The organism is Rhodopirellula sp. P2, from assembly GCF_028768465.1.
Classification (GTDB): Bacteria; Planctomycetota; Planctomycetia; order Pirellulales; family Pirellulaceae; genus Rhodopirellula.
Genome location: NZ_CP118225.1, coordinates 459,931 through 484,761, shown reverse-complemented (window position 1 = coordinate 484,761; position 24,831 = coordinate 459,931). Strand labels below are relative to the sequence as shown.

26 protein-coding genes are annotated in these 24,831 nt (G+C 56.0%); 19 read left to right on the top strand and 7 right to left on the bottom strand.

The features are described 5' to 3' along the window. The first annotated feature begins 166 nt into the window (after nt 1-166). The 4 genes from PSR62_RS01715 to PSR62_RS01700 all read left to right on the top strand — a co-directional run bounded on the left by PSR62_RS01715 (nt 167) and on the right by PSR62_RS01700 (nt 1,713). Nucleotides 167-346, top strand: coding sequence for a hypothetical protein (locus tag PSR62_RS01715; RefSeq protein ID WP_274406116.1), 180 nt, complete (start codon nt 167-169; stop codon nt 344-346). A 70-nt stretch (nt 347-416) separates the two neighbouring features. Beyond that, nucleotides 417-620: a CsbD family protein gene (locus PSR62_RS01710; RefSeq protein ID WP_274406115.1), complete on the top strand. Its 204-nt coding sequence runs from the start codon at nt 417-419 to the stop codon at nt 618-620. Between the two features lie 146 nt (nt 621-766). Beyond that, nucleotides 767-1,102: a cupin domain-containing protein gene (locus PSR62_RS01705; RefSeq protein WP_274406114.1), complete on the top strand. Its 336-nt coding sequence runs from the start codon at nt 767-769 to the stop codon at nt 1,100-1,102. 152 nt (nt 1,103-1,254) lie between these two features. Next, a complete protein-coding gene (locus tag PSR62_RS01700; protein ID WP_274406113.1) occupies nt 1,255-1,713 on the top strand; it encodes a GNAT family N-acetyltransferase in 459 nt (152 codons plus the stop codon). A 143-nt stretch (nt 1,714-1,856) separates the two neighbouring features. Here PSR62_RS01700 and PSR62_RS01695 read toward each other — a convergent pair whose 3' ends face one another. Next, nucleotides 1,857-3,245 carry a tetratricopeptide repeat protein gene (locus PSR62_RS01695; protein WP_274406112.1) on the bottom strand — a complete coding sequence of 463 codons (1,389 nt, stop codon included), beginning with the start codon at nt 3,243-3,245 and terminating at the stop codon, nt 1,857-1,859. A 426-nt stretch (nt 3,246-3,671) separates the two neighbouring features. Here PSR62_RS01695 and PSR62_RS01690 point away from each other — a divergent pair, with 426 nt between their 5' ends. The 3 genes from PSR62_RS01690 (at nt 3,672) to PSR62_RS01680 (ending at nt 6,208) form a co-directional block, all read left to right on the top strand. Then, nucleotides 3,672-4,838, top strand: a complete 1,167-nt coding sequence (locus tag PSR62_RS01690) for a hypothetical protein (protein WP_274406111.1) — start codon at nt 3,672-3,674, stop codon at nt 4,836-4,838. Nucleotides 4,839-5,043: 205 nt separating this feature from the next. After that, entirely contained in the window at nt 5,044-5,421 is a 378-nt protein-coding gene (locus PSR62_RS01685) for a hypothetical protein (RefSeq protein WP_274406110.1), read from the top strand. A gap of 85 nt (nt 5,422-5,506) precedes the next feature. Beyond that, on the top strand, nt 5,507-6,208 hold the full coding sequence (locus tag PSR62_RS01680) for a hypothetical protein (RefSeq protein ID WP_274406109.1): 702 nt from the start codon (nt 5,507-5,509) through the stop codon (nt 6,206-6,208). A 164-nt stretch (nt 6,209-6,372) separates the two neighbouring features. On the opposite strand, the gene PSR62_RS25625 is transcribed toward PSR62_RS01680, so the two are convergent. After that, nucleotides 6,373-6,735 carry a hypothetical protein gene (locus PSR62_RS25625; RefSeq protein ID WP_443217341.1) on the bottom strand — a complete coding sequence of 121 codons (363 nt, stop codon included), beginning with the start codon at nt 6,733-6,735 and terminating at the stop codon, nt 6,373-6,375. Here PSR62_RS25625 and PSR62_RS01670 point away from each other — a divergent pair. The 3 genes from PSR62_RS01670 to PSR62_RS01660 all read left to right on the top strand — a co-directional run bounded on the left by PSR62_RS01670 (nt 6,734) and on the right by PSR62_RS01660 (nt 8,102). Further along, nucleotides 6,734-7,087, top strand: coding sequence for a hypothetical protein (locus tag PSR62_RS01670; RefSeq protein ID WP_274406107.1), 354 nt, complete (start codon nt 6,734-6,736; stop codon nt 7,085-7,087). The genes PSR62_RS25625 and PSR62_RS01670 overlap by 2 nt on opposite strands. A gap of 59 nt (nt 7,088-7,146) precedes the next feature. After that, the gene (locus tag PSR62_RS01665) at nt 7,147-7,584 is read left to right on the top strand and encodes a hypothetical protein (protein WP_274406106.1); all 438 of its coding nucleotides are present in this window, start codon (nt 7,147-7,149) and stop codon (nt 7,582-7,584) included. 104 nt (nt 7,585-7,688) lie between these two features. Next, on the top strand, nt 7,689-8,102 hold the full coding sequence (locus PSR62_RS01660) for a DoxX family protein (protein WP_274406105.1): 414 nt from the start codon (nt 7,689-7,691) through the stop codon (nt 8,100-8,102). A 78-nt stretch (nt 8,103-8,180) separates the two neighbouring features. Here the strand turns inward: PSR62_RS01660 and PSR62_RS01655 are convergent, their stop codons facing one another. Genes PSR62_RS01655 through PSR62_RS01645 form a run of 3 tightly spaced genes read right to left on the bottom strand, consistent with a single transcriptional unit; the run spans nt 8,181 to nt 11,410 of the window. Continuing rightward, nucleotides 8,181-9,206: an NADP-dependent oxidoreductase gene (locus PSR62_RS01655; RefSeq protein ID WP_274406104.1), complete on the bottom strand. Its 1,026-nt coding sequence runs from the start codon at nt 9,204-9,206 to the stop codon at nt 8,181-8,183. A gap of 4 nt (nt 9,207-9,210) precedes the next feature. After that, nucleotides 9,211-10,584: an NAD-dependent succinate-semialdehyde dehydrogenase gene (locus PSR62_RS01650; protein ID WP_274406103.1), complete on the bottom strand. Its 1,374-nt coding sequence runs from the start codon at nt 10,582-10,584 to the stop codon at nt 9,211-9,213. A gap of 46 nt (nt 10,585-10,630) precedes the next feature. After that, complete coding sequence (locus PSR62_RS01645) at nt 10,631-11,410, bottom strand: SDR family NAD(P)-dependent oxidoreductase (RefSeq protein WP_274406102.1); 780 nt, start codon at nt 11,408-11,410, stop codon at nt 10,631-10,633. 273 nt (nt 11,411-11,683) lie between these two features. On the opposite strand from PSR62_RS01645, the gene PSR62_RS01640 reads away from it, so the two are divergent. Both PSR62_RS01640 and sugE read left to right on the top strand, forming a co-directional pair. After that, complete coding sequence (locus PSR62_RS01640) at nt 11,684-12,385, top strand: hypothetical protein (protein ID WP_338020122.1); 702 nt, start codon at nt 11,684-11,686, stop codon at nt 12,383-12,385. Nucleotides 12,386-12,513: 128 nt separating this feature from the next. Continuing rightward, nucleotides 12,514-12,882 (top strand): quaternary ammonium compound efflux SMR transporter SugE, encoded by a 369-nt coding sequence (sugE, locus tag PSR62_RS01635; RefSeq protein ID WP_274406100.1) that lies wholly within the window; start codon nt 12,514-12,516, stop codon nt 12,880-12,882. A 42-nt stretch (nt 12,883-12,924) separates the two neighbouring features. On the opposite strand, the gene PSR62_RS01630 is transcribed toward sugE, so the two are convergent. Further along, a complete protein-coding gene (locus PSR62_RS01630) occupies nt 12,925-13,365 on the bottom strand; it encodes a DUF1569 domain-containing protein (RefSeq protein ID WP_274408312.1) in 441 nt (146 codons plus the stop codon). Nucleotides 13,366-13,654: 289 nt separating this feature from the next. On the opposite strand from PSR62_RS01630, the gene PSR62_RS01625 reads away from it, so the two are divergent. After that, on the top strand, nt 13,655-15,457 hold the full coding sequence (locus PSR62_RS01625) for an efflux RND transporter periplasmic adaptor subunit (protein ID WP_274406099.1): 1,803 nt from the start codon (nt 13,655-13,657) through the stop codon (nt 15,455-15,457). Continuing rightward, nucleotides 15,454-18,792: an efflux RND transporter permease subunit gene (locus PSR62_RS01620; protein WP_274406098.1), complete on the top strand. Its 3,339-nt coding sequence runs from the start codon at nt 15,454-15,456 to the stop codon at nt 18,790-18,792. Before PSR62_RS01625 ends, PSR62_RS01620 begins: the two co-directional genes overlap by 4 nt. Before the next feature lie 12 nt (nt 18,793-18,804). Here PSR62_RS01620 and PSR62_RS01615 read toward each other — a convergent pair whose 3' ends face one another. Then, on the bottom strand, nt 18,805-19,428 hold the full coding sequence (locus tag PSR62_RS01615; protein WP_274406097.1) for an HD domain-containing protein: 624 nt from the start codon (nt 19,426-19,428) through the stop codon (nt 18,805-18,807). 112 nt (nt 19,429-19,540) lie between these two features. Between PSR62_RS01615 and PSR62_RS01610 the strand changes: the two genes are divergently transcribed. The 5 genes from PSR62_RS01610 (at nt 19,541) to PSR62_RS01590 (ending at nt 24,809) form a co-directional block, all read left to right on the top strand. Then, nucleotides 19,541-20,371: a PhzF family phenazine biosynthesis protein gene (locus tag PSR62_RS01610; protein WP_274406096.1), complete on the top strand. Its 831-nt coding sequence runs from the start codon at nt 19,541-19,543 to the stop codon at nt 20,369-20,371. A gap of 5 nt (nt 20,372-20,376) precedes the next feature. Further along, complete coding sequence (locus PSR62_RS01605; protein WP_274406095.1) at nt 20,377-20,859, top strand: GNAT family N-acetyltransferase; 483 nt, start codon at nt 20,377-20,379, stop codon at nt 20,857-20,859. Nucleotides 20,860-21,100: 241 nt separating this feature from the next. Further along, nucleotides 21,101-21,574: a MarR family winged helix-turn-helix transcriptional regulator gene (locus tag PSR62_RS01600; RefSeq protein ID WP_274406094.1), complete on the top strand. Its 474-nt coding sequence runs from the start codon at nt 21,101-21,103 to the stop codon at nt 21,572-21,574. Nucleotides 21,575-21,816: 242 nt separating this feature from the next. Further along, nucleotides 21,817-22,440 (top strand): sigma-70 family RNA polymerase sigma factor, encoded by a 624-nt coding sequence (locus PSR62_RS01595; RefSeq protein WP_274406093.1) that lies wholly within the window; start codon nt 21,817-21,819, stop codon nt 22,438-22,440. A gap of 23 nt (nt 22,441-22,463) precedes the next feature. Further along, nucleotides 22,464-24,809, top strand: a complete 2,346-nt coding sequence (locus PSR62_RS01590; RefSeq protein WP_338020269.1) for a serine/threonine protein kinase — start codon at nt 22,464-22,466, stop codon at nt 24,807-24,809. Nucleotides 24,810-24,831 lie beyond the last annotated feature (22 nt).

The window sequence follows — 24,831 nt, the reverse complement described above, 5'->3', positions numbered from 1 at the left end:
AGTGAGGTGGTGACTGGTGGGATTCGCTCAAACCGAGGCCGGTCGTGTGATTTGGCGGTTTTGGCATCGCATTCGCGTCAGCGTGATTGCTCTCGATCCGCCCACGCGGTCTGGGCGAACAGGTCGCCTCGTTCTTCACCCACTTTGCATGCCGAAAGGTCCAACCATGAGACAACCACGTGATCTTGTTCACTTCCTTCTGTTAACCGCGGCCATGGTGGCAGGGTTCATCGTGACCGGGTGCGATCGGAAAGAAACCGTCTTGGACGTTGAAACTCCAAACGGGGGCGTGGAAGTGAACCGTGATATCGACGATGGCAGCTTGAGTGTGGACGTGGACGAGTAGGACACAACCAAGCCCCGGACGCCGCTCGTCCGGGCAAGTATCGGAAGAACTATCCTCGAGGAGAAATGAAATGAATTGGGATCAAATTGAAGGCAAGTGGAAACAGCTCAAAGGTCAGGCTCAGCAGCAATGGGGAGACTTGACCGACGACGATCTTGATCGTGTCAACGGAAAGCGGGAAGAGCTTGTTGGCGTCGTTCAAGAACGTTACGGACTGGCGAAAGACGAAGCCGAAAAGCAAGTCAAAAAGTTTGAGACTTCGTGCAATTGTTGAGTCCAATCAGACTGCTCACTGGTGAGCGCGAGAGTTCACCAGTCGTGTCTGTCATTTCAAACGGGTCGCGTCGGCTTGAGTCGATTGCGGCCCTTTTCCGTGCTGGAAAAGCACCCTGTTTCAACCCACAATTACTTCGGTGACCAATGGACATTCCTCAAATCACGACTGGATCCGACGCCGAGCAAGGCGCAATGGGCCAGATTTATCTGGCAACGGGAAAGCACGTCGCACTTCGGCGGTGGGAGGAAAGCCCAGGCGTGTTCAGCAAACCAACCATCCGTGACTACGAGGCCGTCGGTTACTTGTTGGAAGGTGCATTGGAATTGGAGTTGGATGGAGGAACCGCGAAATTGGACGTTGGCGACTCCTGGCTCGTTCCTGCAGGTGCGATTCATCGATATCGGGTGCTCGAACCCATCGTCGCGATCGAAGCAACCAGCCCACCAGCTCGTTTCGGTGAGCGTGACAAACCGGTGTGATGAGTTTGGTATCGCTGAATGTCGGTGACGACAGGTGAGCGAACCTGGGGGCTCGCCCTGCTATCTTGGTTCGGGTGCATCTTCCCCTCGCCTGCTCAGCGGCGGTCGCATCTCGACCGTCGATGGGCAATTCACCTCTCCAGTCTTTTTGCATGGCCATCCGATACAGCATCGATTTCCAGTTGGAATCGGAGCAATTCATTGATTTGCTGAGGCGGTCCACCTTGGCGGAACGCCGTCCCGTTGACGATGAGCCAAGGATCCGTGAGATGCTGACGAACGCGGACGTGCTCGTGACCGCTCATTGGACGGACGATGCTGTGGTGGGCGATGCTGTGGTGGGCGATTCGGAACCACTCGGCAAGCTGGTTGGCGTTTCGCGAGCCATCACCGACCATGCTTACTGCACCTATCTGTCGGATCTTGCCGTGGATGCGGATCACCAGGGGCAAGGCATCGGTCGCGAATTGATTCGGCGAACGCACGAAGTGGCTGGCTACCAAACTCGGCTGATTCTCCTGTCAGCGCCAGCCGCGGAGAGCTACTACCCACATGTGGGAATGCAGCCTCACCATTCTTGCTGGATGATTCCGCCCCGTGACGAAGGCTGAACAGTACCCCTCACCCTTCGCAGTGCTGTCCGCAATGTGTTGGTCAATGCGTTGGGCTGCGAAGTGAACCGCCCGCTGCGGCTTCGCAAGGATCGTGTCCTTCCGAGACGAACCGGACGTCCGCCTGAATTCCGAACGTTTGCTCAGCGTTTGAATCCAATCAGCACGCCCACTTCAGATCGCTCGGTGTCGAAGTCTTCATTGTCCGATGCAAATCGATCGTGACCGGCGACGGCGGAGACGGAAAGCTGTTCGGTGAGCTGATAGCTCAGCTTCCCGTGGACTCGCCAAAAGATTTCATCGCGGCCAATTGGATCGGTGAAGTCGGGGTAGTTGCGATAGCCCACGCCCCAGGTTGGCGTGAACTTCCAGCGGTCGCTGATTTGCCAGTCCGTCGAACCGTGCAGGTTGATGGAGAGATACCGATAATCATCGCCTTTGGTATTGGCGTATTCCAAGTCGGTTCCAAAGGCGATCATTGGCAGTGCTTCCCAGTGCGTTCGTTTGAAGTGGCTGGCACCAGTTGTCAGCGTTGTTCCGTCGAGTGAGGTTTGTGCTGGGATGGCACCGTCGTCTTCAAAGTTGGATTGCGCGACCGTGGTGTACCCATACCAAGCGTTCAGATCAGGTCGGATCACGGTGAACGATGCGGTTCCTGCGTGTCGATCGCCCACCTGATTTCCATCGAAGAAGTCATTGGAGAACACGTACTCCACTCGCCCAATCACTTCGTTATCGCCGAACGAAAAGTCTCTTTCCGCAAACGCGCCGGGTTGAAAACTGGCGAGGTTGAATTCCTGGAATTGGCGTTCGTTGGCCGTGAAGTAACCGCGAAACAAACCCCCCGCACGAGAGCTTTCACGGCGGATCAACTTCCAGTCCAAGTCAGGACTGGCGAACCACTGAAAGCTGGCTTGCTCGTCTTGTGCGAGCTCGCGACTGATCGGCGTCAGGGTGACATTGGTGTTGTAGAGCAATCCGGTTTCCAAGAAGATTCGGAGCGGGCTGGTCGGAAATTCCGCTTCGCTTTCGAGTTGTCGCAGTCGGTTTTCGAGGTCATCGGAACCATCGAAGGTTTGAATTTCGTAGCCGACCGTTTGGGTCGGTGCACCGACTAAATGGGGCGGCGCGGGGAGATCGTTCGGGCGAGCTACTTTGGAGGGATCGGATGTCATCTCGTTCCTCGCCGATGGTTGGTCGGCGAAGTCGGCGCTCGCAGTGGGGGCGGTGAGTTGCGCCAAGGCGGGGGCCGGGGGTTCGATGCCCAATGCACGGACTTGGTCGGCGTAGCTGCTCGAAGGAGCAATCGTCAGCACCTCCTGCAGATGAAGCCGGGCCGCATCTGGACGCGCTTGGTCGTGGAGTAATTTCCCTAGGTCAAAATGAGCGGCGGCATTGAATGGATCGAGATCCAGTGCCTTGCGATTCGACGCGATGGCAGCGTCTGGGTCACCGAGAGCTCGTTGCAGTCGCCCCAACGTTCGCCACGAATCAGAGTGGTCCGGATTCTCGGCGACTTTTTGCTGGAGCATGACCAGCATTCGCTGTTGAGCAGGACTGGGACCAGAAGCGGTCTCCAGATCGGGACTCGTCGAGGTGGTTGAGTTGGAAGCACCCGCGAAACCGTCTGCTGAGGTGATGGAACTGAAAGCAACCAGGCCCAGCCAACTGGTCCAGGCGAAGCTTCGTAGTCGTCGGTTCCAGTCAATCATTCAATTGCCGAGCAAGAGTTGTTTTGCAACGTTGTCAAACAGATGGCTGCATAGTGAGCATCGGAATCACCCTGGAAATCCGCGTCTTGAATTGCCTACTTTGCGATCGGTCTGAGGGTGGACGTCCGTTCGCTCCCAGTTGGTATCAGTCGACGCTTTTCAGTTGCCACCCCGATTCACGAAGCTCGCGTGAGCGGGGCGATGGCTTGCAGGCGTTTGGAAATTCAGATGGAGTTGAACTCACGGATGAAACGTCACTCAAAGAAAGCCCTCGCGATCGCTTGCATGCTGTGCACCGGTGGAACCGTCCAAGCTCAAGGACTGGACGGAGCCCTGTCGCGTGTTCGCGGGCAGGTTCAGCAGAATGTGCAAACCCAAGTCCAGCAACGAGTCCAGGCTCGCGTTCAAGGCCAAGTGCAAGCGAACGTCCAAAGCCAAGTGCAACAACGCATTCAAGCGAACGTTGCCAATGGTGTTCAAGCTCGCGTCGGAAACCAAATCGAAGTGGCTGCCCAAACCGCCGCTGGTTTGGCTGCACGTGCTCAGGCCCAAGCCCATGCGACTGCTGATCGTGCGTCGCGCAGCAACGTCGGTGCCAACACCGATGTTCAGGTCAACGTGAATGCAAATGCCGATGTCGGCGGATCGCAGTCACGTACCTCGGCTGGGTTTGCTTCCTCGACGCGAGCCTCTGCCAGCCCGATTCAAATCAGCGTTGCGGAAGTTCAGGCTTACGATTCTGTCTTTGGTCAGTTCAACCCTCTCCGCACGTCCGCCGTTTTGAACACTGCCGCTGCGGTTCGTCAAAATACGACGGGGCAAACCACCAACGCGTTCTCTTCGAACGAAGCCCAACCCAGCTCGCCAGACATGACCAGCAGGCCTTCGGAAAGCCCCTCGGCACCGGAAGCAGGTTCACCTGAAACTCCCGATGCTGGGATTGCTGGATCGACCTTCGGCGGCGCGTTCAGCCAAGTCGCTCAGGGACAAGCCGGTGCGTCCAATCGTCAGTCGGTTCGTGGGACTGGCCAAGCGACCGGGAACTTCGGCGTCGCCGGTGTCTTGGCATCGAACGTTGATTTCTCGTCGATGATCGCGGTGGCTGCACGTCAACGCCAAGCCGAGATCGCTGAAATGCGTGACCAAGCCCTGGTCTCGGCCAATGCCGAATTGTTGGCGCAAGCCGACGCGATGGAAGCTCGTTTGAACGCGTTTGCATCGGCTCAACAAGCAGCGACGGCGTCGACACAAACCAAAATTCAATCGTTCCAAGCGAATGCGGCTAACCAAGTGGGATCAGCTGCCAGGCTGAACGTCAATGGTTCAGCCCAAGGACAAGCCACTGCAAATGGTGTCGGTCAAGCGGAAGCATCCGCCGCGAGCAAGGCTCGTTTGAACGGTTCGATTCGTTAGTGATTTCCGACCGGTCCTCTGGTCCGGATCACGATTGCTTTGAAAGGTGGGGGTCCAGCTCCCGCCTTTTTTGTTGCGCTGATCCAATTTGCATTCATTGGTACGCGAGTTGCCTGTGTGTAGGGCGGAACTCCCGCGACTGGCGGGAATCGTTGAAACCGCCCTCCACGAGGGCTGAAAACCCTTTCCCATTTGGAACAGTGCTATGAAATCGATCACCACATTTTTGCTGGCCGTCTGCATGATGGTTGCCGTTGGATGCGACGAATCCGCCTTGGATCAAGAGGCCGATGCGATCCGCGATGCCACCCAGCAGCAGGCCGAAGACATTCGTGATTCGTCGCAGGCGACGGCTGAAACGATTCGCGATCAGACTCAACAGCAGGCCGAAAACGTCCGGAATCAAGCGGGAAACGCCCCAGATGCAACGGAAGATGCCGCTGAAGAACGAGCTGACATGATTGAAGACCGAGGCGAAACCAAGGCCGACCAAAAGGAAACCCTCGGCGAGCAAAAAGCCGATGCCTTGGAAGAAGCCGGTGAACAGAAGGCCGATCGTCTCGAAGAAGTGGAAGTGGAGTGAGTGCCCACCAGCCCGGTGGATTGAACCCAACAAATGCTTGGTGGTCGATTGGCTGCCAGGCATTTTTTTTTAATTAAGGAATGGTATGAATCATCTGCTTGGAACTCCGACTCGCATGGTCGTGACGGCCGTTGCCGTTTTGTTGCTCGTCGCAGGAGGGACCTTGGCTTTCCTCGCACTCAGCTCCATCGAGCATTTGGCCAGTGGTTCCGCTAAAAAAACGATCTTGGTTGAATGCGACTTTGATAAATTCCGCCAAATCATGGTTCGGAAAAACGCAACCGCGGCGATTGTGGGGCAGTCGGGCATGACGTTGATCGATGAACGAGTGGAAGATCTTCACGTCGACACCAGCCAAGACGAGCGGCCGCTTCTCAATGCCATTCGGGGCCGGTCCAAAGCTGACGTTCAGGCGGTCAAGAAGCTGCGCGTGAGTTTGAATGATCCACACATCGTGGCGGATGAATTGACGTTGCGTCAACGAGCCAACGTTCATCCCGACGCCATGAACGTGGTCACGGAATCAATCGCTGCGGCAGCGAATTTGGAGTCGTATCGAACCACGCTCGATGCACGACGCCAAGGCACTCAAACGGAGGTCACGTTGTCCGTGTCGCTGGATGTTCGGGTGACCGTTCCAAAAGCCTTCACAGGACGTGCGGATCGCGAAGTGCAGCAATCCGCGGTGGATGCGGTGAGCGAGCAAGCGACTGGTTTGCAGCGGTTCGTGGCCGAGCACGCCGCTGAGAGATTCATTCTTCCGGAACTCGGCCGTGGTTCAGATTGATCCATCCGCGTTGACTCTGGTTCATTGCAGAGCATTCGCGGCGGACGCTGGTCGATTTCAACGCGGCCTGCCTGCTTCCCCGTCAAATGCGTCCGCTGGAACGCGGTTTGTTTGTGAAAGACGGGCACTTTTAAAACTTTCAGCCAATTGTGGAGCACTCCGATTCAGTTCGGCACGGGAATCGCGTTACCTAAGTTTCGTTCGCTGAGAACACGGTGTTCGTGTTGGCGAAAAACAATTAGAAACCTTAGGAGAATACTATGTTGGGTTGGGCTTTGACGTTTTTGGTAGTCGCTTTGATCGCTGCCGCATTGGGCTTTGGTGGACTGGCCGGAACCGCTGCCATGGTTGCAAAGGTTTTGTTCGTCGTCTTCTTGGTTCTGTTTGTCATCGGTTTGGTCATGGGCCGTCGCGGACCAACCGTCTGATTCAGGATGCAAACTCATCGTGACATCCAAACGATCTGCGCGTCTTTCGATGCGTTGATCGACACGGAGCGTCACTTCATCCGTCAGGATCAGAGACATGGATCAAGAATTGAACCCGCAAATGGAACGAGCGTTGGATGAACTCGCCACGCTGGTTTGCGAATCGCTGGAAGGCGATGGCGAACAGCTGGTGGAGCGGCAGGATGGCCTGCTGAAGACGCTGGTCATGAGTGGTCACTCGTGGAAGTCCGAACGGACTGCCATGGAAGAAGTCGAACGCCGAGTGAAAGAACAATGCCGCGAATGCGCCATGCATCGCGGTGGAGCGCTGGCCGCATTGACCAGCAAGCTCGGTACGAAATTGCAGTCACTCACCCGTTGGGAATCCAATTCCCCGGCGGAAGACACCGCAGCGAAAGCTGCCAACATCAGTTCCGCCACAGACGCTTGATTTGTTTGAAGCGGAAGGACCCCCGATTCCACTTTTTAAACTCACCCTAGGAAATCCAAATGTCGACGGAAACGAGCGTGGCACATGAGGCGGATTGGACCCGCGTTCGCTCAGCGATTTGTAGTCGCTGGCCACAAATCAACCACGAAGAATTGTCCAAGTGCCCTGACGAAGTGGCACGCATGGTCGAGTACGTGCAAGGCCGAGTGGACGCTTCTCAAGAAGAAGTCGAATCGGTTGTGCGTGAGTTTGCGCCGCAAGAGTCCATCGTGGAGCGGATCAGCCACTCCGCCGAAGATCAGCTTCAGAGGGCCAGTGAGAATGCACAGTTTGCTGTGATGCGAGCGGATGAATGCATCGCAGAACGGCCAACTCAATCGGTCTTGGCAAGCTTTGTCGCCGGGGCACTGGTTGGTGTCACGGTCACCGCATTGTGGATGCGGCAGCGTCGCGAGCCGACTCGATGGGAACATCTGAAGACCCGAACTTGGGGATGAGACCTCCTGCCGTTTGCGCCGTTGTGTTTGTCGAAACGGCGTGTCTGATTCACGCAATTGACTTTCAATTGTCCCACGTCAACCGATGAAGCGAGTGAATTCCAATGGACCACTCCAAGCTTCGTCGGTTGATCCGTGTTTTACGTGACCTGTTGGTGTGGATGATTGCCCTCCTGTTCATTGCGGCGGGAATCAACCACTTCATCTCACCCAATTTCTATGTCCAAATGATACCGGACGGCTGGCCACGCCCATTGATGCTGGTGCACGTGTCTGGTGTCTTGGAAGTGATTGGTGGTGTCGGGTTGCTTGTCCCGCCGCTTCGGAGATTCGCGGGTTGGGGATTGATCGCCTTGCTCATCGCAGTTTTTCCCGCAAACGTGCACATGGCATTGCACCCTGATCGGTACGATGATTTCTCACACACAGGGTTGATCGCGAGACTGCCTTTGCAAGGCGTGCTGATCGCTCTGGTTTGGTGGGGTGCATGTCGCAGCGGCAATCAAGGGGGTCAGTGAATGAACCCCATTTTTACCGCTGGCGACAATGGCTGGCGTGGCAAAGCGTTGTTCCCTGCTGCTTCAACCGCGTTGGAGTCAGCTGAGGCGAACCAGTTGCTTTCCAAGATTGTCGCCTTCAAACAGCCCGATGAAGGCATCCGGTGCGTTTGCAATGCCTTCGGTCACGGTTTCTTCCCAAACGACTTTGTCCTGCTGAATCAGCTTCGCCATGTCACGCACAAATTCGTCCTTTGAATCCAGGTGATCGCGGACGATGAAGCCTTCGATTCGCAAACGCTTGGCAATGACCTTGAACAGATTTCGCGGTGCCGATGGGGCTTCAGTGGCGTTGTAGGTGGCGATCATCCCGCATTCGACGCAGCAGCCGAAATCATTCAGGTTGTCGATTGCCGCTTCGAGGTGCTCGCTGCCCACATTGTCGAAGTAAACATCGATCCCGTCGGGAGCATGCTTGGCGAGTTCCTGACTGAGGTTGTCGACCTCTTTGTAGTGGATGACCGCATCGATGCCGGTCTTGTCTTGGAGCCACTGAATCTTCTCCTTTTTGCCAGCACTTCCGATCACGCGGCAATTCATGGCTTTCGCCAACTGGCAAACGATCGATCCGACCGCACCCGAGGCAGCAGAAACAAACACGGTGCTGCCTTCCTTCAAGCGAGCAATCTTGTGCAGGCCAACCCAAGCGGTCATGCCAGTCATTCCAAGGGCACCCAGGAAGGCTTGCGGCGGTGCGATGGTCGGATCGATCTTCGTGATTCCATCCCCCTTGGACGTCCAGTACTCTCGCCAACCAAGGTTGCCGAGGACCATGTCGCCTTCATTGAAGTCCGAGTTCCGTGACTGGACCACTTCGCCGATGCATCCGCCCTCGAGCGGTTGGTCGATTTGAAAGGGTGGCACGTAGCTGTCGCTGTCCTTCATGCGACCTCGCATGTAAGGATCCACTGACATCCATTGGTTCTTCACCAGGATTTCACCGTCCTGAATCGGGCCAACTTCTGCGGTCCGCAATTCGAAGTTTGATTTTTGCGGCATCCCTTCCGGCCGCGAGACCAGTTCAATTTGTTTGGACTGAATTGCTTCGGTGTTTGCTGTACTCATCGGTTTATTCCTTGTTTCCCAAGTGGATCAGTTTCTTGTTCACGAACTCCAGGATGCCCAGGTGCGAAAGTTCGCGACCGTAGCCAGAGTTCTTGATGCCGCCGAATGGCAGTTCGGATTGTGAGCGGGTGGGTTGGTTCAAGAACATCATTCCCGTTTCAACCTGTTCTGCTACACGACGCCCTCGCTGGATGTCTTTTGTGTAGACCGATCCGCCCAACCCGTAGGAAGATCGGTTCGCCAGTTGAATGGCAGCGGCTTCGTCATCAACGACATAGATCGTCGCGACGGGGCCGAACAGTTCTTGGTCGAACGTCGGGTTGTCTGGTGTGACATCGGTCAAGATGGTCGGGTTGAAGAACGCTCCTTCCCGATCGGGCCGATCGCCGCCCAGCACGACCGTGGCACCCGCATCGATTGACGATTGGACTTGCTCTTGTAATTTGGCCGCGGCGTCCTCGGTCGAAAGAGGGGAGAGTGTGGTTTCCTCATCCATTGGATCGCCAAGTTTCAGTTCCTGAAGCTTGGCCTTGAAGCCTTTCATGAACTGGTCCGCGACTTCCTCCACGACGATGAAGCGTTTGGAGGCCACGCAGGATTGACCCGCATTGACCATGCGGCCCTTCACGGCTTGTTCGATCGTCAGATCCAGGTCCGCATCGTCAAGCACGATGAACGGATCGTTGCCGCCCAGTTCGAGGACGCTGCGTTTGAGGTTCTTGCCTGCCTGAGCCGCGACCGCTCGTCCAGCAGGCTCACTGCCCGTCAGCGAAACCCCTTGGACGCGCGAGTCGGAAATGATCGATTCGACGAAGTCCGATGGGATGAACAGGTTTTGGTACACACCCTTTGGCAGCCCGCAGTCGTTGTAAAGCTCTTCAATCGCGGCAGCGCACTGCGGCACGTTGCTGGCGTGTTTCACCATGACAGTGTTGCCCGCCATGATGTTGGGCGTCGCGAAACGAACGACTTGGTAGAACGGGAAGTTCCACGGCATCACGCCCATCAGCACCCCGATCGGTTCGTAGTGCAGGTACGCGTTGGCTTCGACGCGTTCGATTGGCTGATCCGCCAGGAATTCCTCCGCGCCGTTGGCGTAGAACTCAGCGATGTTGGCGCAGTACTCGATCTCGTATTGCGATTCTGAAATCCGTTTGCCCATCTCCAGCGTGATCATTCGGGCGTACTCGTCGGAGTCCGCTCGCAAGAGGTTGGCAAATTGGAGGAGGCACTTTTTTCGTTCGTCGAAAGCCGTGCATCGCCAGTCTTGAAACGTTTTGTGCGCGGTTTCGATGGCCTGCATCGCCTCTTGCTTGTGAAGCGGTTCAAATTCGCGAATGGTTTCGTTGGTGGCTGGGTTGACGCTGGTGATTGACATCTTGGGGTCCAGTGGTGGTGCGGGAAATGAGACAATGTGGTGGCAATCAGGCACTCTGCATCTTGCCGACCAATTTGCGAGTCGCGATGCGTGGCAAGAACCCAGCGGAAGTCACCATCAAGCGGTTCTTCCAACCGGGAATGACAACGTCTTCGTTCTTCATGTAGCCTTCGTATCCGGCTCGGGCCACGGCTTTGGCGGTCATCGTGGTTGATGAGAACATCTCCAACTTGCCCATGCCCGAGTCCTCGCCAAATCCAGATTCGGTCGGGCCGGGTTCCAAGCAGGTGACGTGCAAGGAAGTTCCGGAAAGCTCCTCTCGCAGTCCCTCCGTGAATGACAACACGTAAGCTTTGGTGGCGTAGTAAACGGCCATGTTGGGGCCCGCTTGGTACGCCGCGATCGAGCCGACATTCAAGACACCGCCTCGGTTTTGCTGCAACATGCTTGGCAGCAAGCGACGGGTGAGGCGAGTCAAGGCGACCACGTTGACCATCACCATGTCGGTTTGACGATCCGCGGAGAGTTCCGCGAACTTCCCAAGAGCGCCAAAGCCGGCGTTGTTGACCAACGTGTCGACGGTGAGCGACTTGTGAGTCAACTCGTCGCAGAGTTGGTCCACGGACTCCGGACGAGACAGGTCCTTGGTGATCACGGTGGCGCGTTGGCCGAACTGAGATTCAATTTCAGTCGCCAATTCACGGAGTTTGTCTTCGCTGCGAGCGACCAGGACGACGTCGTTTCCGCCATCTGCGAATTGGATGGCCAGTTCGCGTCCGATCCCAGAGGAGGCCCCGGTGATCAGTGCGGTGTTGTTTTGAGTCATCGATAGGTGTCCATGAAGGAAATGCGAAAGACTGGCTCTGCTCCGGGCGTCTGCTGCGATTGCCGCCGTGCGGCGTCCGCAACCAAAATAGGACCGGTGAGCCACCCATCGTCGACGCACATGTCATGCCAAGAATTCGCGTGTCGGGACGACTCTGTCGCTCTTTGTCGAAGGTTGCCGTCCCGAGTGGCATAGGAAGTGCAATGATGCAGGCGGGCAAATTGAAATTCGAGCCATTCGGGCTCTCCACCTTTCGAGCGAACGTTTGTGACTATGAATTGGTTGATGCACCAGTGGATTCTCGCGGGCATGGTTTCTTCCGCTGCCCGCTTTGTCCCGATTCCTTTTGTGGATGATGTGATCCGCGGCCAATGCCGTCGGTATGTCGTGACTCGAACGCTCGAAGCCCATGACCGGACCGATTCTCTGAAAGAATTGCGGGCGTTTTACGCGGAAGACTCAGGCTGTGTTGCCGGTTGTTTGGGAATGCTCGCCAAGGCACCGTTGAAGCTGCTGTTGTTTCCCATTCGAAAGATCGTTGCGATTCTGACTTCGGTGCGCGGTGTTCCGATGGAGATCATCCGGATGGTGTTGTTGGGGCGGACGCTCGATCGACTTCTCAAAGAGGAAGTGATTGCGACCGGACCGGTGAAGCCTCTGCAAGTCATGGCGATGCGAGAAGCATTCGAAGAGGCCTTTGCCCGAATGGATTTTCGTGTGGTGCGTGCAGGGCTGTCGGATGCTTTGGCCGGAGCGACAGGATGGAAGGAGTCCGCGATGGATCTGGCGGCGAAGGTTGCTGGCCGTGAAAACGAGGCGCAGCCCGCGGGAGATCTCCACGCCGACGAGAAGATGGAAGCCGGTGCCAAGCAATTGGAAGAGGTCCTGGATCGCCCGGAGTTGGTCGCGGCATTCATTGAGTTCGACGATCGCTTCGACGACGCTTACGCGATGAAGTCCACGAACGTCGGGTGAACACGACGAGCGGTCTTGTTCTCAAGTTGAGTGCCGCGATACTGAACGATTCGCCGCGAGTTTGAATCGCTTGGAATCGTTCCACGCGGCAGTTGGTTCACGGTTCTTGATTGCTTGAAAGAAGAACAATGGCTTGGGGTTACTTGTTGCTGGCCGGTTTGCTTGAGATTGGATGGGCCATTGGATTGAAGTACACCGAAGGGTTCTCACGCCCCGTTCCGACGTTGATCACGATCGTGATCATGATCGCGAGTTTCTTCACGCTTTCGTTGGCACTTCGGGAGATTCCACTTGGGACGGGCTATGCCATTTGGACCGGGATCGGTGCCGTTGGAACCGCCATCGCCGGCATGATTCTGTTTGGTGAATCACGGGACGCGATTCGGTTGGCATGCATCGCCGTCATCGTGTCGGGGATCGTTGGGTTGAAGCTGGCTTCGTCGAGCAACCCGGCTCCGCCCACTCAGGCGGATGCCGATTCGACCACGCCTGTTTGAAGTTCAGTCCGCCTTGGCCAGCGAGGACGACTCAGCAAATAATCAGCCGTCTCGCTTGAGGAATCGGAGATGATGTGCGGCGTGCAGCGTGTGGATTTCTTCGATTTCAGTCCGGCTCATCCGCCCGAAGGCCGGGTGAGGAGCGTATTCGCCCAAGTGGGAATGAAATCGTTTGACGCTGTGAGCGAATGCATCGACTTCTTGTTGGTCACTGACGTCATCGGCTGGGACGAACATCGACGAGGTTCGGATTCCGCGCGGAGAATCGGGGCGACGAAGTTTGGGCAACAGCCAACGTCGCATTGCCGGACGCATGAATGCAAACAAAGACATCCAGGCGGGATAGCCATCGACACTTGGGTTTTGAACCAAGGTGAGGTGCCGGCAAATTTGGCCCAGCGACCAATTGCCACAGGGTATGTATCCCGTTTGGAGGAGCGATCGAGCCTCTTGGACCGCGTCATCCAAGTCGTTGAACTGCAATGTTCTCAGGTTCGTCACGGATTCTTAGGCTCTCTGGGGAAAACGACCGTCATGATGCGAGTGGTCATGATTGGCTTCATCGTACCCCAACGGGGCGCCACTTCATTCCTCGGATAGGTGGCGAATTGTCACGCCGTGTAACGAATCCCTCTGTGATGTTGCCTTCGACGTCCCCGATTGTAGCTTTGCGGGGTGGATAGACTTGGTACAAACCGCGACGTGCTTTTGACGTGGTTCTTCCGATTGGAAGATCACGCTGCAATTTCGCTCTTCTCTGATTGCCTTTTTCATGACAACTCCTTCTTCAAAACCCATGGGGCATGCGGCCCGTTTGGCATCCCTTGTCTGCTTGATCGCGGCGGTGGGGTGTGCACCAAAGGAAGAGCTCCAATTCGAAAAGGCGCCGCGTCCGGTCGAAGTGATGACGCTGACGCGAACCGTTCCGGTTTCGTCTTACACCGCCACGGGCAGCGTGCAGTCGTGGAAGACCGAGGACATCGGTTTTGAGGTCAGCGGGAAGGTCCTGTGGGTCTTGGAACCAGGAGAAAACATTGACGGACGGGTCATCGACGTGGGCGGCGAAATGGTTCAGCAGGGAACGCCGCTGGCGCGGATCGATCCGGAACGCTACGAAATCGCGGTCGAGTCTGCTGTGGCGGATTTGGAAGTCGCTCGGTTGAACAAGGAAAGCATTGAAATACGGCTGGACGAGTCGTTGCCAGCGGAGATGGAATCTGCCCGAGCGAACTTGGCACTCGCGGAAATGGAGTTCTCACGCATTGACAATTTGAAACAGCAAAACGCGGCCTCCAAAAGCGAATACGATCAAGCTCGAAACCTGGTCCAAACCCGTTTGGCTTCGTTGAGTGGATTGCAGGCCACAGAAAAGCAGACACGTGCGGAACTGAAGTCGGCCGAGTCGCAAATTCGACGCGCTGAACAAGCGCTGCGCGATGCTCAACGCGATTTGGAACACACCACTTTATTTGGTTCGTATCAGGGGCAAATTTCGGCGGTGAACGTTGTTCCTGGCAGTGTCGTCAACGCGGGGGATCCTGTGTTGACGTTGCAAATGACCAACCCGATCAAGGTTGAAGTGGAACTGTCGGCCAAGCAATCGCGATCCATGCGGAGTCGCCGTCAGTTGCCCATCTCGTATGCCCTGGCCGATGGTACCCAGCGGCATACCAACGGGTTGGTTTACAACGTGGACGCGAGTGCGGATCCTGGTACTCGGACCTTCACAATGACAATGTTGTTGTTGAATGAGCGAATGCGAGACCGATTGCCGGGAGATCTCCCCGATGACAAAGTGGCTCGTTCGGAAGACCTTTGGCCCTTGCGACTCAATCGCATGATGGGCACTTCCGAGGAGGTGGTCTTGGTGGAAGAAGAGTCCATTCATCGCGACGATAAAGGTGCCTTCATCTATCTGGTGACCAACAGCAAGTTGCGAGAACACTTGCCAGAGGTGGTGAAAGTTCGGCAGCAGCGTTTGAAGGAGAACAAACTCAGGATTCCCTTCTTGGGGAACTGGGTTTTTCGAAGCGTTCAAATGCTGGGCGAGAACGGGGAACCAATCGACATTGATTTGGAGTCTCTGTATGTCGGGAAATTGGCAGGCGATCCCAACATGGATCCCGCGGAGGCGAGGCAAGGCGGAAATCCGCCCCGGAATTGGGACGGCGAGTCGGTGGTCTTGGATCCAGGGGCCGAATGGATGCTACGTCCAGGTGAATTGGTGACGGTTGATTTGGCGGACCAAAACGAAGGCAAAGGTTTCTTCGTGCCGTTCGATGCGATCGACGAAGAGTCCGGTCAAACGTTTCTCTATGAGATCAAGGATGGCCTGGCTTCCAAAGTTGGCGTCGAAGTGGTCGCTCGGGAAAACCTGGACACCGGTTCGATGATCGAAGTCCAATCGCCGGAACTTCGCGAAGGATTGCAAGTTGTCGTTCGCGGGGTTCACTTTTTGACCGACGGCGAACGGGTTCGAAGAGTGGGAGCGCCGCGACGACTTGATGAACTGGAAGAGGGGCATTTGATTGGGAACCCAGTGCCACCGATGGTGGTGGAGGGATCCGCAGAATGAACTTGCCAACCTTGGCGGTCAAATACCGTCCCATCGTTTTTTCACTGGCGGTTTTGGCCATGGCATGGGGGGCAGTCACCTATGTCACCATCCCGCGACGGGAAGATCCGGAATTCACCATTCGTGTTTGCGTGGTCTCAACCTCTTGGCCGGGAGCACCTGCTGAGACGGTGGAGGAACTGGTCACCGATAAGATCGAACAGAACTTGACCGGCATCGAGGAGGTCAAGCTGACTCGGTCGACCACGTTGACGGGCCAGTCGACTGTGTTTGTGGAATTGGAAGACAACATCCCGCCCGCGGACATTCAGAATGTCTGGGACAAGGTTCGGGCACGGGTGGATCTGGTTCCCATGCCTGCCGAGCACGTCCGTCCCATCGTCAACGATGAGTTCGGTGACACCTCCGTGCTGTTGTTGGGCATCCATCAAACACCGTCCAAAGGACGACCCGAAATCCGTCCTGGGGATCGCTACACACTGCGTCAATTAGAAAAGCACGCGGAAGATGTGCAGGACGCTTTGCGGTTGTTGCCGGGGGTTGCGAAAGTCGACATGTTCGGCCAACGATCCGAGGCGATTTTTATTGAGACGGACCTCGCCAATTGGGCCCAGTTGGAACTGACCACCAACCAACTGGAATCGCTGGCGGATGATCGCAACATCATTCAAGCCGGTGGCGAACTGGACACGGACTCCGGGCACTTTTCGGTCAAGACGGAAGGTGAGTTCAACGCCGTCGATGAAATCACACAAATCGCGAGCACGGTTCGGACGGGTCAAGGCGACAACAGTGTTTCTTTGGCGGAACTTGGTTTGACGGTCACGCGTGACTACGAAGATCCCGCGAACTACATCTGCCGCGTGGGCGACGCAAAAGGCAGCACCCCCGCTGTGATGCTGGGGATCACCATGAAATCCGGTTCGAACATCATTGATGTCTGCGAAGCGGCAAAGCACCGCGTGTGGGAAATGTCGGAGGTGGAACAATTGTTGCCGCCCGACATCGCCGTGACCCCGGTTTCGGATCAAAGCGAAAGCGTCGCGAAGAAGATCCGCGATGTGATCATCAATGTTGTCGAAGCAGTTCTGATTGTGGTGGTGGTGGTCTACTTGGTCGTCGGTTTCCGCACCTCGTTTGTGATGGCTGCGAACATCCCGATCGTGGTGGTCGTCTCCGTCGGCTTGATCTCATTGTTCGGCGTTCAACTCGAACAAATTTCGCTCGCTGCAATGATCATTTCGCTGGGACTGTTGGTCGACAATGCCGTGCAGGTGTGTGACCAAGCCAGGTCCAATCAAATGGCGGGCATGGATCCGTTTCCTGCGGCGATTGATGGTGCCAACACACTGGCGATTCCGATGTTGGTCGGCACACTGACCACGATGGCTGCGTTTGTGCCGATGTTGGTGAGCCTGGAAGGTGGCGGGAAAGAATACGTCTACAGTCTACCGGTCACGGTTTCGACCACGCTTGCACTCAGTTGGTTGTTGGCGATGTCATTGTGTGTGGTCTTGGCCGGGATGTTCATTCGGGCTCCTCAGGCAGATCAAACAGGTTCGCCGGTGGTGGCGACATGGAATCGACTGGCCCGTTGGATACCGCGAAGAAAACGTGGTTCGGATCAAGCCCCCGAAAGCTCCGCGTCCAGTCGCAAACAGGAGAACCTGCCCTTTCGATGGTATGGATGGCTGGGCAGTTTGGCCGTCCAGTTCAAATGGGTGACGGCGTTTGCCACCCTGGGACTGATGATTGGAATCTTGGCATTGCCAGTGAGTTCCGAATTTTTTCCGGATGCGGATGGGACGCAGTTTGCCGTCAAGGTGATCTTGCCGGAAACGGCAACGATTGAACAAACCGATCAAGTCACCCAGCAGGTTGAAACGATTCTTCAGCGGCTTGGAACTGAAAATCTAGCGGCCAACGGATTCGCCCAACCTCCACTTCGCGTGTATCGGTCTTTGGTCGGTGGCGGTGGGTCGCGTTGGCACTTGGGATGGAACCCGGAGCCGAAAACACGATCCTTCGCGGAGATTTTGGTGCGGACGACGGATGCGTCGGTGACGAAACAATTCGCCCAACGTGTGCGAGAAATCGCGGAGCGTGGCGACGAAGCCTTGGGGATCGATCCGATCGTGGGGGCCCGCATCGTGCCGGTCCGATTGGCGCTGGGCCCACCGGCTGATCCGCTCGTCTTTCGAATTTCCGGCAATGGGTTCGCGAACCCCACGGTGTTGCGTGAAGCCTCTGACAAGCTGAAACAAATCGTCACGGCACAGCACGAAACGTGGGACGTTTCGGATTCCTGGGGAGTGGATGGGTATCAGATTCAGGTTGCAGTGGAACAGGATCGTGCGTCGTTGGTGGGGGTCACCAATTCGCAGATTGCTCGGACGCTGAATTCCTACTATTCCGGTTTGCAACTGACCACGTTTCGCGAAGGCGACCACGAGGTCCCGGTTTACTTTCGGTTGAAAGCCAGCGAACGCGAATCGGTTCGCGGTCTGCAAGAGTCGTATGTGGAAGGGGATCGTGGGAAGGTGCCATTGGCGTCCTTGGCGGTTCTGAAGCCAGCGTTTGAAATTGCGAAGATTGAACGTCGGAAAATGAATCGAACGATCGAGGTCAGCTCGCAAATGGAACCGGGCGTCACCGGCAACGATGTGGTCGCTCGCGTGTTGAAGTCAGAAGAGATGCGGCAGTTGCAGGAGGATTTGCCGACGGGATATTGGATCGAACCTGGCGGGTCCTACGAAGAAAGTGCCGAGGCCGGTGGGCAGATGATGATGTCGTTTGCGATTTCGTTCCTGCTGATCGTTTTGTGTTTGATCTTTCAATACAACGGGTGGTCCAAACCGCTGCTCATACTTTCCACGTTGCCCCTGGCGTTGGTGGGGGCTTGGCTCGGGTTGTATCTGTCTGACAAATCGCTGGGATTTATGCCGCAATTGGGGATCCTGGCTTTGTTTGGCATCGTGCTGAACACCGCGATCATTTTTGTCGAATTCGCCGACCTCTTGATTTCGGAACGTTCGCGAGCCAAAGCCTCCTCTGGAGATGACGAAGGACCGATCGTTGGTCTGACCAAAGACGAGTTTCGTGATTGCTTGATCGACGCGGGCAAGCAACGCATGTTGCCGATCTTCCTCACCACCGCGACAACGGTTGGTGGTTTATTGCCCTTGGCGCTCAGCGGCGGACCGCTGTGGGAAGGTTTGGCATGGTGCATGATCGTGGGGCTGTTGCTGACCACCATGTTGACCTTGTTGGTCGTGCCTGCCTTCTACGCCATTTTGGTTGAAACGTTCCGAGTCGTTCCGGTCAAACGTGCCTGATGCGAGTGGGGGTCAATCGGCCATTTCGCTCAGGAACTGAGCCAAGAAAGTCTTCATGAACTGTTCCCGGTCCGTCGCGATTTGGCGGGCGGGGTCGGTGTGCAGTAGGTCACGCAGTCGAAAGAGTTTTTGATAAAAGTGACCGGCACCGGTCTTCGGACCGTTCAGGTCGCTGGGGTCGTTGCCAGCGATGTGGAAAGGTTGGCCAACGGTTGCTCCGTACTCGATCGTGCGCACGATTCCGATGGCGCCCAGGGCGTCGAGCCGATCGGCGTCCTGGACGACTTTGCCTTCCAGGGAAAGTTCGTCCGCGGTTGCATGCTTTCGAAACGAAAGGTTGTCGACGATGTGGGCGACGTGCTCGATCGTCGCGGGATCCACTTTCAGGTCCCCCAGTATTTCGCGAGAGAACTCGGCGCTGCGCTCGACTCCATCATGAAATTTCGCGTCGCCGACATCATGCAGCAACGCCGCCAGTTCGATGGTGAAACGATCGCCTCCCATGTGTTTTTGAATGTCGCATGCTGTTCGATGGACGCGGCGGACGTGATCGAATCCATGCCCGGCCTGTTGGTCGGCCATTCGCTGGCTCACAATGTCGGCAACTCGCCGGATGATGGTTTCCGAGTGGTTCATCACCGAATCGTAACCGGACACGAAGCCCGATCGTAGGTGACGGTGAACCTTGGTGGTGCCAAATGTCTCGTGCAAAGTGTCCAGGCATTCTCTTCTTCAAAAAATGAATCCCATGTCGAACAACGACCCTTTGATTTGGCAAGTGGACGCGTTCACCGACGTGCCTTTTGGTGGGAACCCTGCCGCCATCTGCCTCGTGCAGGAATACCCGAGCGACGAGTGGATGCAGCAACTCGCCAGCGAGATGAATTTATCGGAAACGGCGTTTCTGGTTCCGTTGGCCGATCCGGCCGAATACCAGTTGCGATGGTTCACTCCCAGTGTGGAAGTGGATCTGTGTGGCCACGCGACGCTCGCGGCAGCGCATGTGCTGTGGGAACAAGATCGCGTGGAGGACGACGTCGTGATTCGTTTTCAAACCCGGAGCGGTGAGCTTGCTTGTTCACGAAGTGCATCGGGAATCACGCTGGATTTTCCTGCCGCACCCTTGTCAGCACTGGATGATTCGAAACTGGAATCGCAACTGAAGGCGGCCATGGGAATCCAAAAGGCGGAGGTGCTGAGGACACCATTTGATCTGTTGATGATCACCGAATCGCGTGAGACGGTGGTTGATCTGCAACCCGATTTTTCATTGTTGACCGCCGTTCCGACTCGCGGTGTGATCGTGACTGCGGCAGAGGATGACGCTGAGTTTGATTTTGTCTCTCGGTTCTTTGCGCCCCGGTGTGGCATTGAGGAGGACCCGGTGACGGGATCGGCTCATTGTTGCTTGGCTCCGTATTGGGCCCAGCGATTGGGGACCAACACCTTGGTCGGTTATCAAGCGTCTGGGCGGGGTGGAGTGGTTCGATGCGAGGTCGTCGCGGATCGTGTGCGTTTGACCGGCAGCGCGGTGACCGTTCTCGAAGGCCGTTTGAAAGTGGCGGTTGCGGGTGGATGATCAAAATGAAGTTGCGTTTGTTTCGAGAGGAAGATGGGATTGAATGCTGGCGACTTTTTCATGACACCGTGCATCGAGTGAACTGTCGCGACTATTCCAGAGAACAGTTGGACGCTTGGGCACCTGAATCCCTGGACTTGGAAGCTTGGTGCCGCCGATTCCAGAATCGCGTTGCCCTGGTGGTGGAATCCGATTCAAAGCTGATCGGATTTGCGGACATGACCGGCGATGGACACTTGGACCGACTGTTTGTCTCGGCGGATCATCAACGCCAAGGGGTTGCCAAGTTGATTTGGACAGAACTGGCCGAGCATGCTCGACGTTTGAATTGTGAAACCGTTTTGACCGAAGCCAGTCTGACCGCAAAACCGTTTTTTGAGTCGGTGGGATTTCAAGTGCTGCAGCGACAGCAAGTGAATTGTCGAGGTGTCTTTTTGGTCAACTTCCGGATGGAATGGAGGTGTGGTGGATTTGACCAGGGGGAGTGAAATCGACCGCCATTCCCGCACTGTCGGCACCATTGGAACTTCACCTTGTGAGGGAAGGCGTTTCTGCCGGACGAGGGGCGGATTCTTTGGCATTTTGGCTGCAAGACGCCGATTCATGATCCATGTTGTTGAAGTTGCTTTGGTCGTTTGCGAACGAAGCATTGGGGGCACCGAAACAATTTCAACTGCTTGGACCGTGAAGGTACGCGCAGTTGTTGACGATTGCCCCAAGGATTCATTGATGACGCCGTCCTCTTTACGTGAAGAGCTTAAAAAAAAGGGACCTTTTGAATCTCTTGAGCAAGAAGCCATGCTGGGCATTCTTCGCACCAGCGATCTGCTCGAGAACCGCCTGGCTCGCCTGCTGCGAAAGTATGGGCTGACGCCGTCGCAGTACAACGCGATGCGCATCATGCGTGGCGATGGAGAACCCATGCCTTGTCTGGAAGTCGCCGATCGGATGATCCAGGTGGCCCCCGCAATCACCCGCGTGGTCGATCAATTGCTCCATCGAGAGTTGGTCCACAAAAAGCAATCCAGCCAGGACCGTCGAGTCTTTTTGGTGGGTGTGACGGAGGAGGGGCTTGCCTTGCTCAGCCAATTGGATGAACCGATTCAAAATTTGCATCGCGAATTGTTGGGGCACGTCAGTGCGGAGGACCTTCAATCGCTGAATCGAATTCTGCAAATCGCTCGCGGAAGCGTGTCGGAGTAGTTCGGCTTCGATTTGTGGCGACCGATTGCGACTTTCTGTGGCGAATCGATCCGTCACGATCAAGACGCTCGCCAGGGTTCATTTCGCCTCGATGGTGTTTTGAAACTCCTCATCGACGCGACCTCTGATAAAGTTTCGTGTTTGAGTGGCGGTTTTCTGGTTCAACCGCAACTGGTTCCAAGGTGCGGTGGGGTGTGTCACGAAGTGGCGCCAATGCAATCGTGCCGCTGATTTAGAACAACATGACTGAACAACGTGACCCCGACGAAACGCAGACTCGGATTGCCAAGCTGATTGCCGATGCGCGATCGGGGGACCAAAACGCGTTGGGGGAATTGCTGGACAGTTACCGCAAGTTCGTCAAGTTTTTGGCTCGCTCCGGTTTGCATCATCACTTGCAAGGCAAAGCGGACCCGTCGGATCTGGCTCAGGAGGTTTGCATCGCAGCGCACGAAAACATGGCCGATTTTCGCGGCCAAACGCCGGAGGAATTCGCGGGGTGGTTGCGAGGCATCCTGCAGAACATTTTGGCAATGCACTTGCGGAAGTACTTGGGGACACAAAAACGCGACCCGCGACTGGAGCAGAATTTGAATGCGAGTTTGGCAAATGCTTCGGGGTTCTTGCAGTCGAAGATCGCCGCGGATGTGACATCACCGAGTCAACACTTCGCTCGCAATGAAGCGTTTCTGCAATTGGCTGAGGCGCTCGAGACGCTGCCTGAACATTATCGCGAGGTCATCGTTCTGCGTCATGTCGAAGGGCTGTCTTTCGCGGACGTTGCGAAGAGAATGGGGAAGAGCGTGGACAGTGTTGAAAAACTCTGGGTCCGTGGACTTGCGAAATTGCGAACGATCATGACGTGAGAGGCCGAGCGGCAGACGACCAACTGAACGAAGAGGAAAACATGGCCACTTTCGATGAAACCAATGACAACGGCGTGGTCGCTGCGGTCAAGGATTACATGCACTTGCTCGACAGTGGAAAGGCTCCTTCGATCGATGCGTTTCTAGCTGAGCATGCCACGATCAAAGACGAACTGCGTCCGGCACTCGAAGGTCTGGCCATGCTACATGGCGTGGGGGCACCCTCTGAGTCGCCAGTGAATGCGGTGGGGCCCGATGCCGAATTCACCGCCAAACCAATCGGTGATTTTCAAATCGTCGGTGAGCTCGGTCGCGGAGGAATGGGGGTTGTCTACGAGGCCATCCAGCTCTCCCTCGGTCGCAAGGTGGCTCTCAAGGTGTTGCCGTTCGCCAGCGGTTTGGACGAAGTGCGTCTGCAGCGGTTCCGTAACGAAGCTCATGCGGCGGCGGCTCTGCACCACACCAACATCGTGCCCGTCTACGCCGTCGGTAGCGATCGTGGTGTGCACTACTACGCGATGCAGATGATTGAGGGACGCACGCTGGCGGATGTGATCGATGAAATGCGGCAGAAGTCGGATCAAGGGAAAACGGATGACACCGTGCCATTCCGAGAAGAAGTGGGGAATGGTCCCACTCGACCGAACAACACGACTTCGATGGGCACTTCGCTAGGACGACGGCGGTATTACGAATCGGCGGTGCGGATGGCCTATGACGCTGCGATCGCAATCGAGCACGCTCACCAATACGGTGTGATCCACCGAGACATCAAACCGGGGAACTTGTTGATTGATGGTGCCGGCAAGGTCTGGGTCACCGATTTTGGTTTGGCGCACATCGAGTCCGACACAAACAATCTGACTCGGACAGGCGACCCGATGGGGACGTTGCGGTACGCCTCGCCCGAACAAGCGTCTGGCAACCGAATGATCTTGGATCATCGCACAGACGTGTATTCGTTTGGCGTGACGCTTTACGAATTGCTGACGTTGCAACCCGCCATTCAGGGCGAAGGTTTTCGCGAGTTGCTCAATGCGGTGATTGAGGTGGAACCACCGCCTCCGATCTCCATCGCACCGAATCTGCCCACCGAGTTGGACACGATTGTTCGCAAAGCGATCGCGAAGCAGCCGTCCGAACGGTACGCAACGATGAAAGCTCTCGCGGATGATTTGCAATGCTGGTTGGACGACAAGCCCATTCAAGCCAAGCCACCAACGGCACTTGAGCGATTGGCGAAATGGCGTCGCCGCAACAGTGGTTTGGTGGCCGCTGCCTTTGGGATGCTGTTGATCGCCTCGGTCGCGTTGTTGGTGACGGCTTTGTTGGTTTGGCGCGAGCAACACCAAACACAATTGGCGCTCAATCGCGAAACACAGCAACGTGAATTGGCAGAGAAGAGTTTTCAGCAGGCTCGCGCTGCGGTGGATGCCTTCAGCGAACTGAGTGAAAACGAACTGGCTTATCGAGCGGGACTTCAAGACCTACGTCGAACCTTCCTCGAGACCTCTTTGTCGTTCTATCGGGACTTCTTAGAACTGCGCGCCGATGATCCCGCTTTGAAAAGTGAATTGGCGATGACGTCCGCCCGCGTGGAGGCCATGGTCGAAGAACTTCAGTTGCTCGAGAACATCGGGCCGCTGTTGCAACTCTTGGAAGAGAGCGTTCAGAAAGAGTTGCAGATCGATCGCGAAAAGGCGGACGCGATCACCGATGCTGTCAAGTTGCTTCAGTCCGAACGGCATTCATTGGCCAATGAGAATCCAGGGAATTTGACCGATGAAAACGCGGACATGACATCGCTGTTGGATGCCTTTGACTCCTTCTTGAAGAAGCAGTTGAGCCCGCAGCAGATCGAACGTTTGCAACAAATCGCTCGCCAGCGGCGGTTGCCGTTCACGTTCAAGTCCGCAGAAGTCGTCGCAGCACTCGAGTTGACTCGCGAACAACGAGCCAAAATCGATCGGATCATTGAGGAAACGCGTCCAACACGCCACGGTGGGTTCGATCGAGATCGAGGTCCGCGTGATCGCGAAAATGGGCGTCGTGGTCAGGGACCAAGCGGGTTTGAGTTTGGAATGCGGGAGCGATTCGAAGACAGGCGGTCACCCGAAGGAAAAGGTTCCCGGGGCGGAAGACCTCCTGAATTTGGTCGCCCTCCTGAAATGAATGGACCACCAAACGATGGACCACCAAACTTTGGTGGACCGCCCGGTATGAATGGCCCCTCGGGATTCAACTGGCCACCGCATGACATGTGGAATTCCGACGGGACTCGATTCACGGTCGAGAAAATTCTTGAGATTTTGACACCCGAGCAGCGTCTGAAATGGGACGAACTGATCGGGGAACCGTTCACCCAGTGATGGAGTGAGCACAACCCAAAGT

Coding starts and splice junctions, on each gene's coding strand:
- PSR62_RS01715 (WP_274406116.1), top strand. CDS start 167: ATGAGACAACCACGTGATCTTGTTCACTTCCTTCTGTTAACCGCGGCC.
- PSR62_RS01710 (WP_274406115.1), top strand. CDS start 417: ATGAATTGGGATCAAATTGAAGGCAAGTGGAAACAGCTCAAAGGTCAG.
- PSR62_RS01705 (WP_274406114.1), top strand. CDS start 767: ATGGACATTCCTCAAATCACGACTGGATCCGACGCCGAGCAAGGCGCA.
- PSR62_RS01700 (WP_274406113.1), top strand. CDS start 1,255: ATGGCCATCCGATACAGCATCGATTTCCAGTTGGAATCGGAGCAATTC.
- PSR62_RS01695 (WP_274406112.1), bottom strand. CDS start 3,245: ATGCTCCAGCAAAAAGTCGCCGAGAATCCGGACCACTCTGATTCGTGG.
- PSR62_RS01690 (WP_274406111.1), top strand. CDS start 3,672: ATGAAACGTCACTCAAAGAAAGCCCTCGCGATCGCTTGCATGCTGTGC.
- PSR62_RS01685 (WP_274406110.1), top strand. CDS start 5,044: ATGAAATCGATCACCACATTTTTGCTGGCCGTCTGCATGATGGTTGCC.
- PSR62_RS01680 (WP_274406109.1), top strand. CDS start 5,507: ATGAATCATCTGCTTGGAACTCCGACTCGCATGGTCGTGACGGCCGTT.
- PSR62_RS01670 (WP_274406107.1), top strand. CDS start 6,734: ATGGATCAAGAATTGAACCCGCAAATGGAACGAGCGTTGGATGAACTC.
- PSR62_RS25625 (WP_443217341.1), bottom strand. CDS start 6,735: ATGTCTCTGATCCTGACGGATGAAGTGACGCTCCGTGTCGATCAACGC.
- PSR62_RS01665 (WP_274406106.1), top strand. CDS start 7,147: ATGTCGACGGAAACGAGCGTGGCACATGAGGCGGATTGGACCCGCGTT.
- PSR62_RS01660 (WP_274406105.1), top strand. CDS start 7,689: ATGGACCACTCCAAGCTTCGTCGGTTGATCCGTGTTTTACGTGACCTG.
- PSR62_RS01655 (WP_274406104.1), bottom strand. CDS start 9,206: ATGAGTACAGCAAACACCGAAGCAATTCAGTCCAAACAAATTGAACTG.
- PSR62_RS01650 (WP_274406103.1), bottom strand. CDS start 10,584: ATGTCAATCACCAGCGTCAACCCAGCCACCAACGAAACCATTCGCGAA.
- PSR62_RS01645 (WP_274406102.1), bottom strand. CDS start 11,410: ATGACTCAAAACAACACCGCACTGATCACCGGGGCCTCCTCTGGGATC.
- PSR62_RS01640 (WP_338020122.1), top strand. CDS start 11,684: ATGAATTGGTTGATGCACCAGTGGATTCTCGCGGGCATGGTTTCTTCC.
- sugE (WP_274406100.1), top strand. CDS start 12,514: ATGGCTTGGGGTTACTTGTTGCTGGCCGGTTTGCTTGAGATTGGATGG.
- PSR62_RS01625 (WP_274406099.1), top strand. CDS start 13,655: ATGACAACTCCTTCTTCAAAACCCATGGGGCATGCGGCCCGTTTGGCA.
- PSR62_RS01620 (WP_274406098.1), top strand. CDS start 15,454: ATGAACTTGCCAACCTTGGCGGTCAAATACCGTCCCATCGTTTTTTCA.
- PSR62_RS01615 (WP_274406097.1), bottom strand. CDS start 19,428: ATGAACCACTCGGAAACCATCATCCGGCGAGTTGCCGACATTGTGAGC.
- PSR62_RS01610 (WP_274406096.1), top strand. CDS start 19,541: ATGTCGAACAACGACCCTTTGATTTGGCAAGTGGACGCGTTCACCGAC.
- PSR62_RS01605 (WP_274406095.1), top strand. CDS start 20,377: ATGAAGTTGCGTTTGTTTCGAGAGGAAGATGGGATTGAATGCTGGCGA.
- PSR62_RS01600 (WP_274406094.1), top strand. CDS start 21,101: ATGACGCCGTCCTCTTTACGTGAAGAGCTTAAAAAAAAGGGACCTTTT.
- PSR62_RS01595 (WP_274406093.1), top strand. CDS start 21,817: ATGACTGAACAACGTGACCCCGACGAAACGCAGACTCGGATTGCCAAG.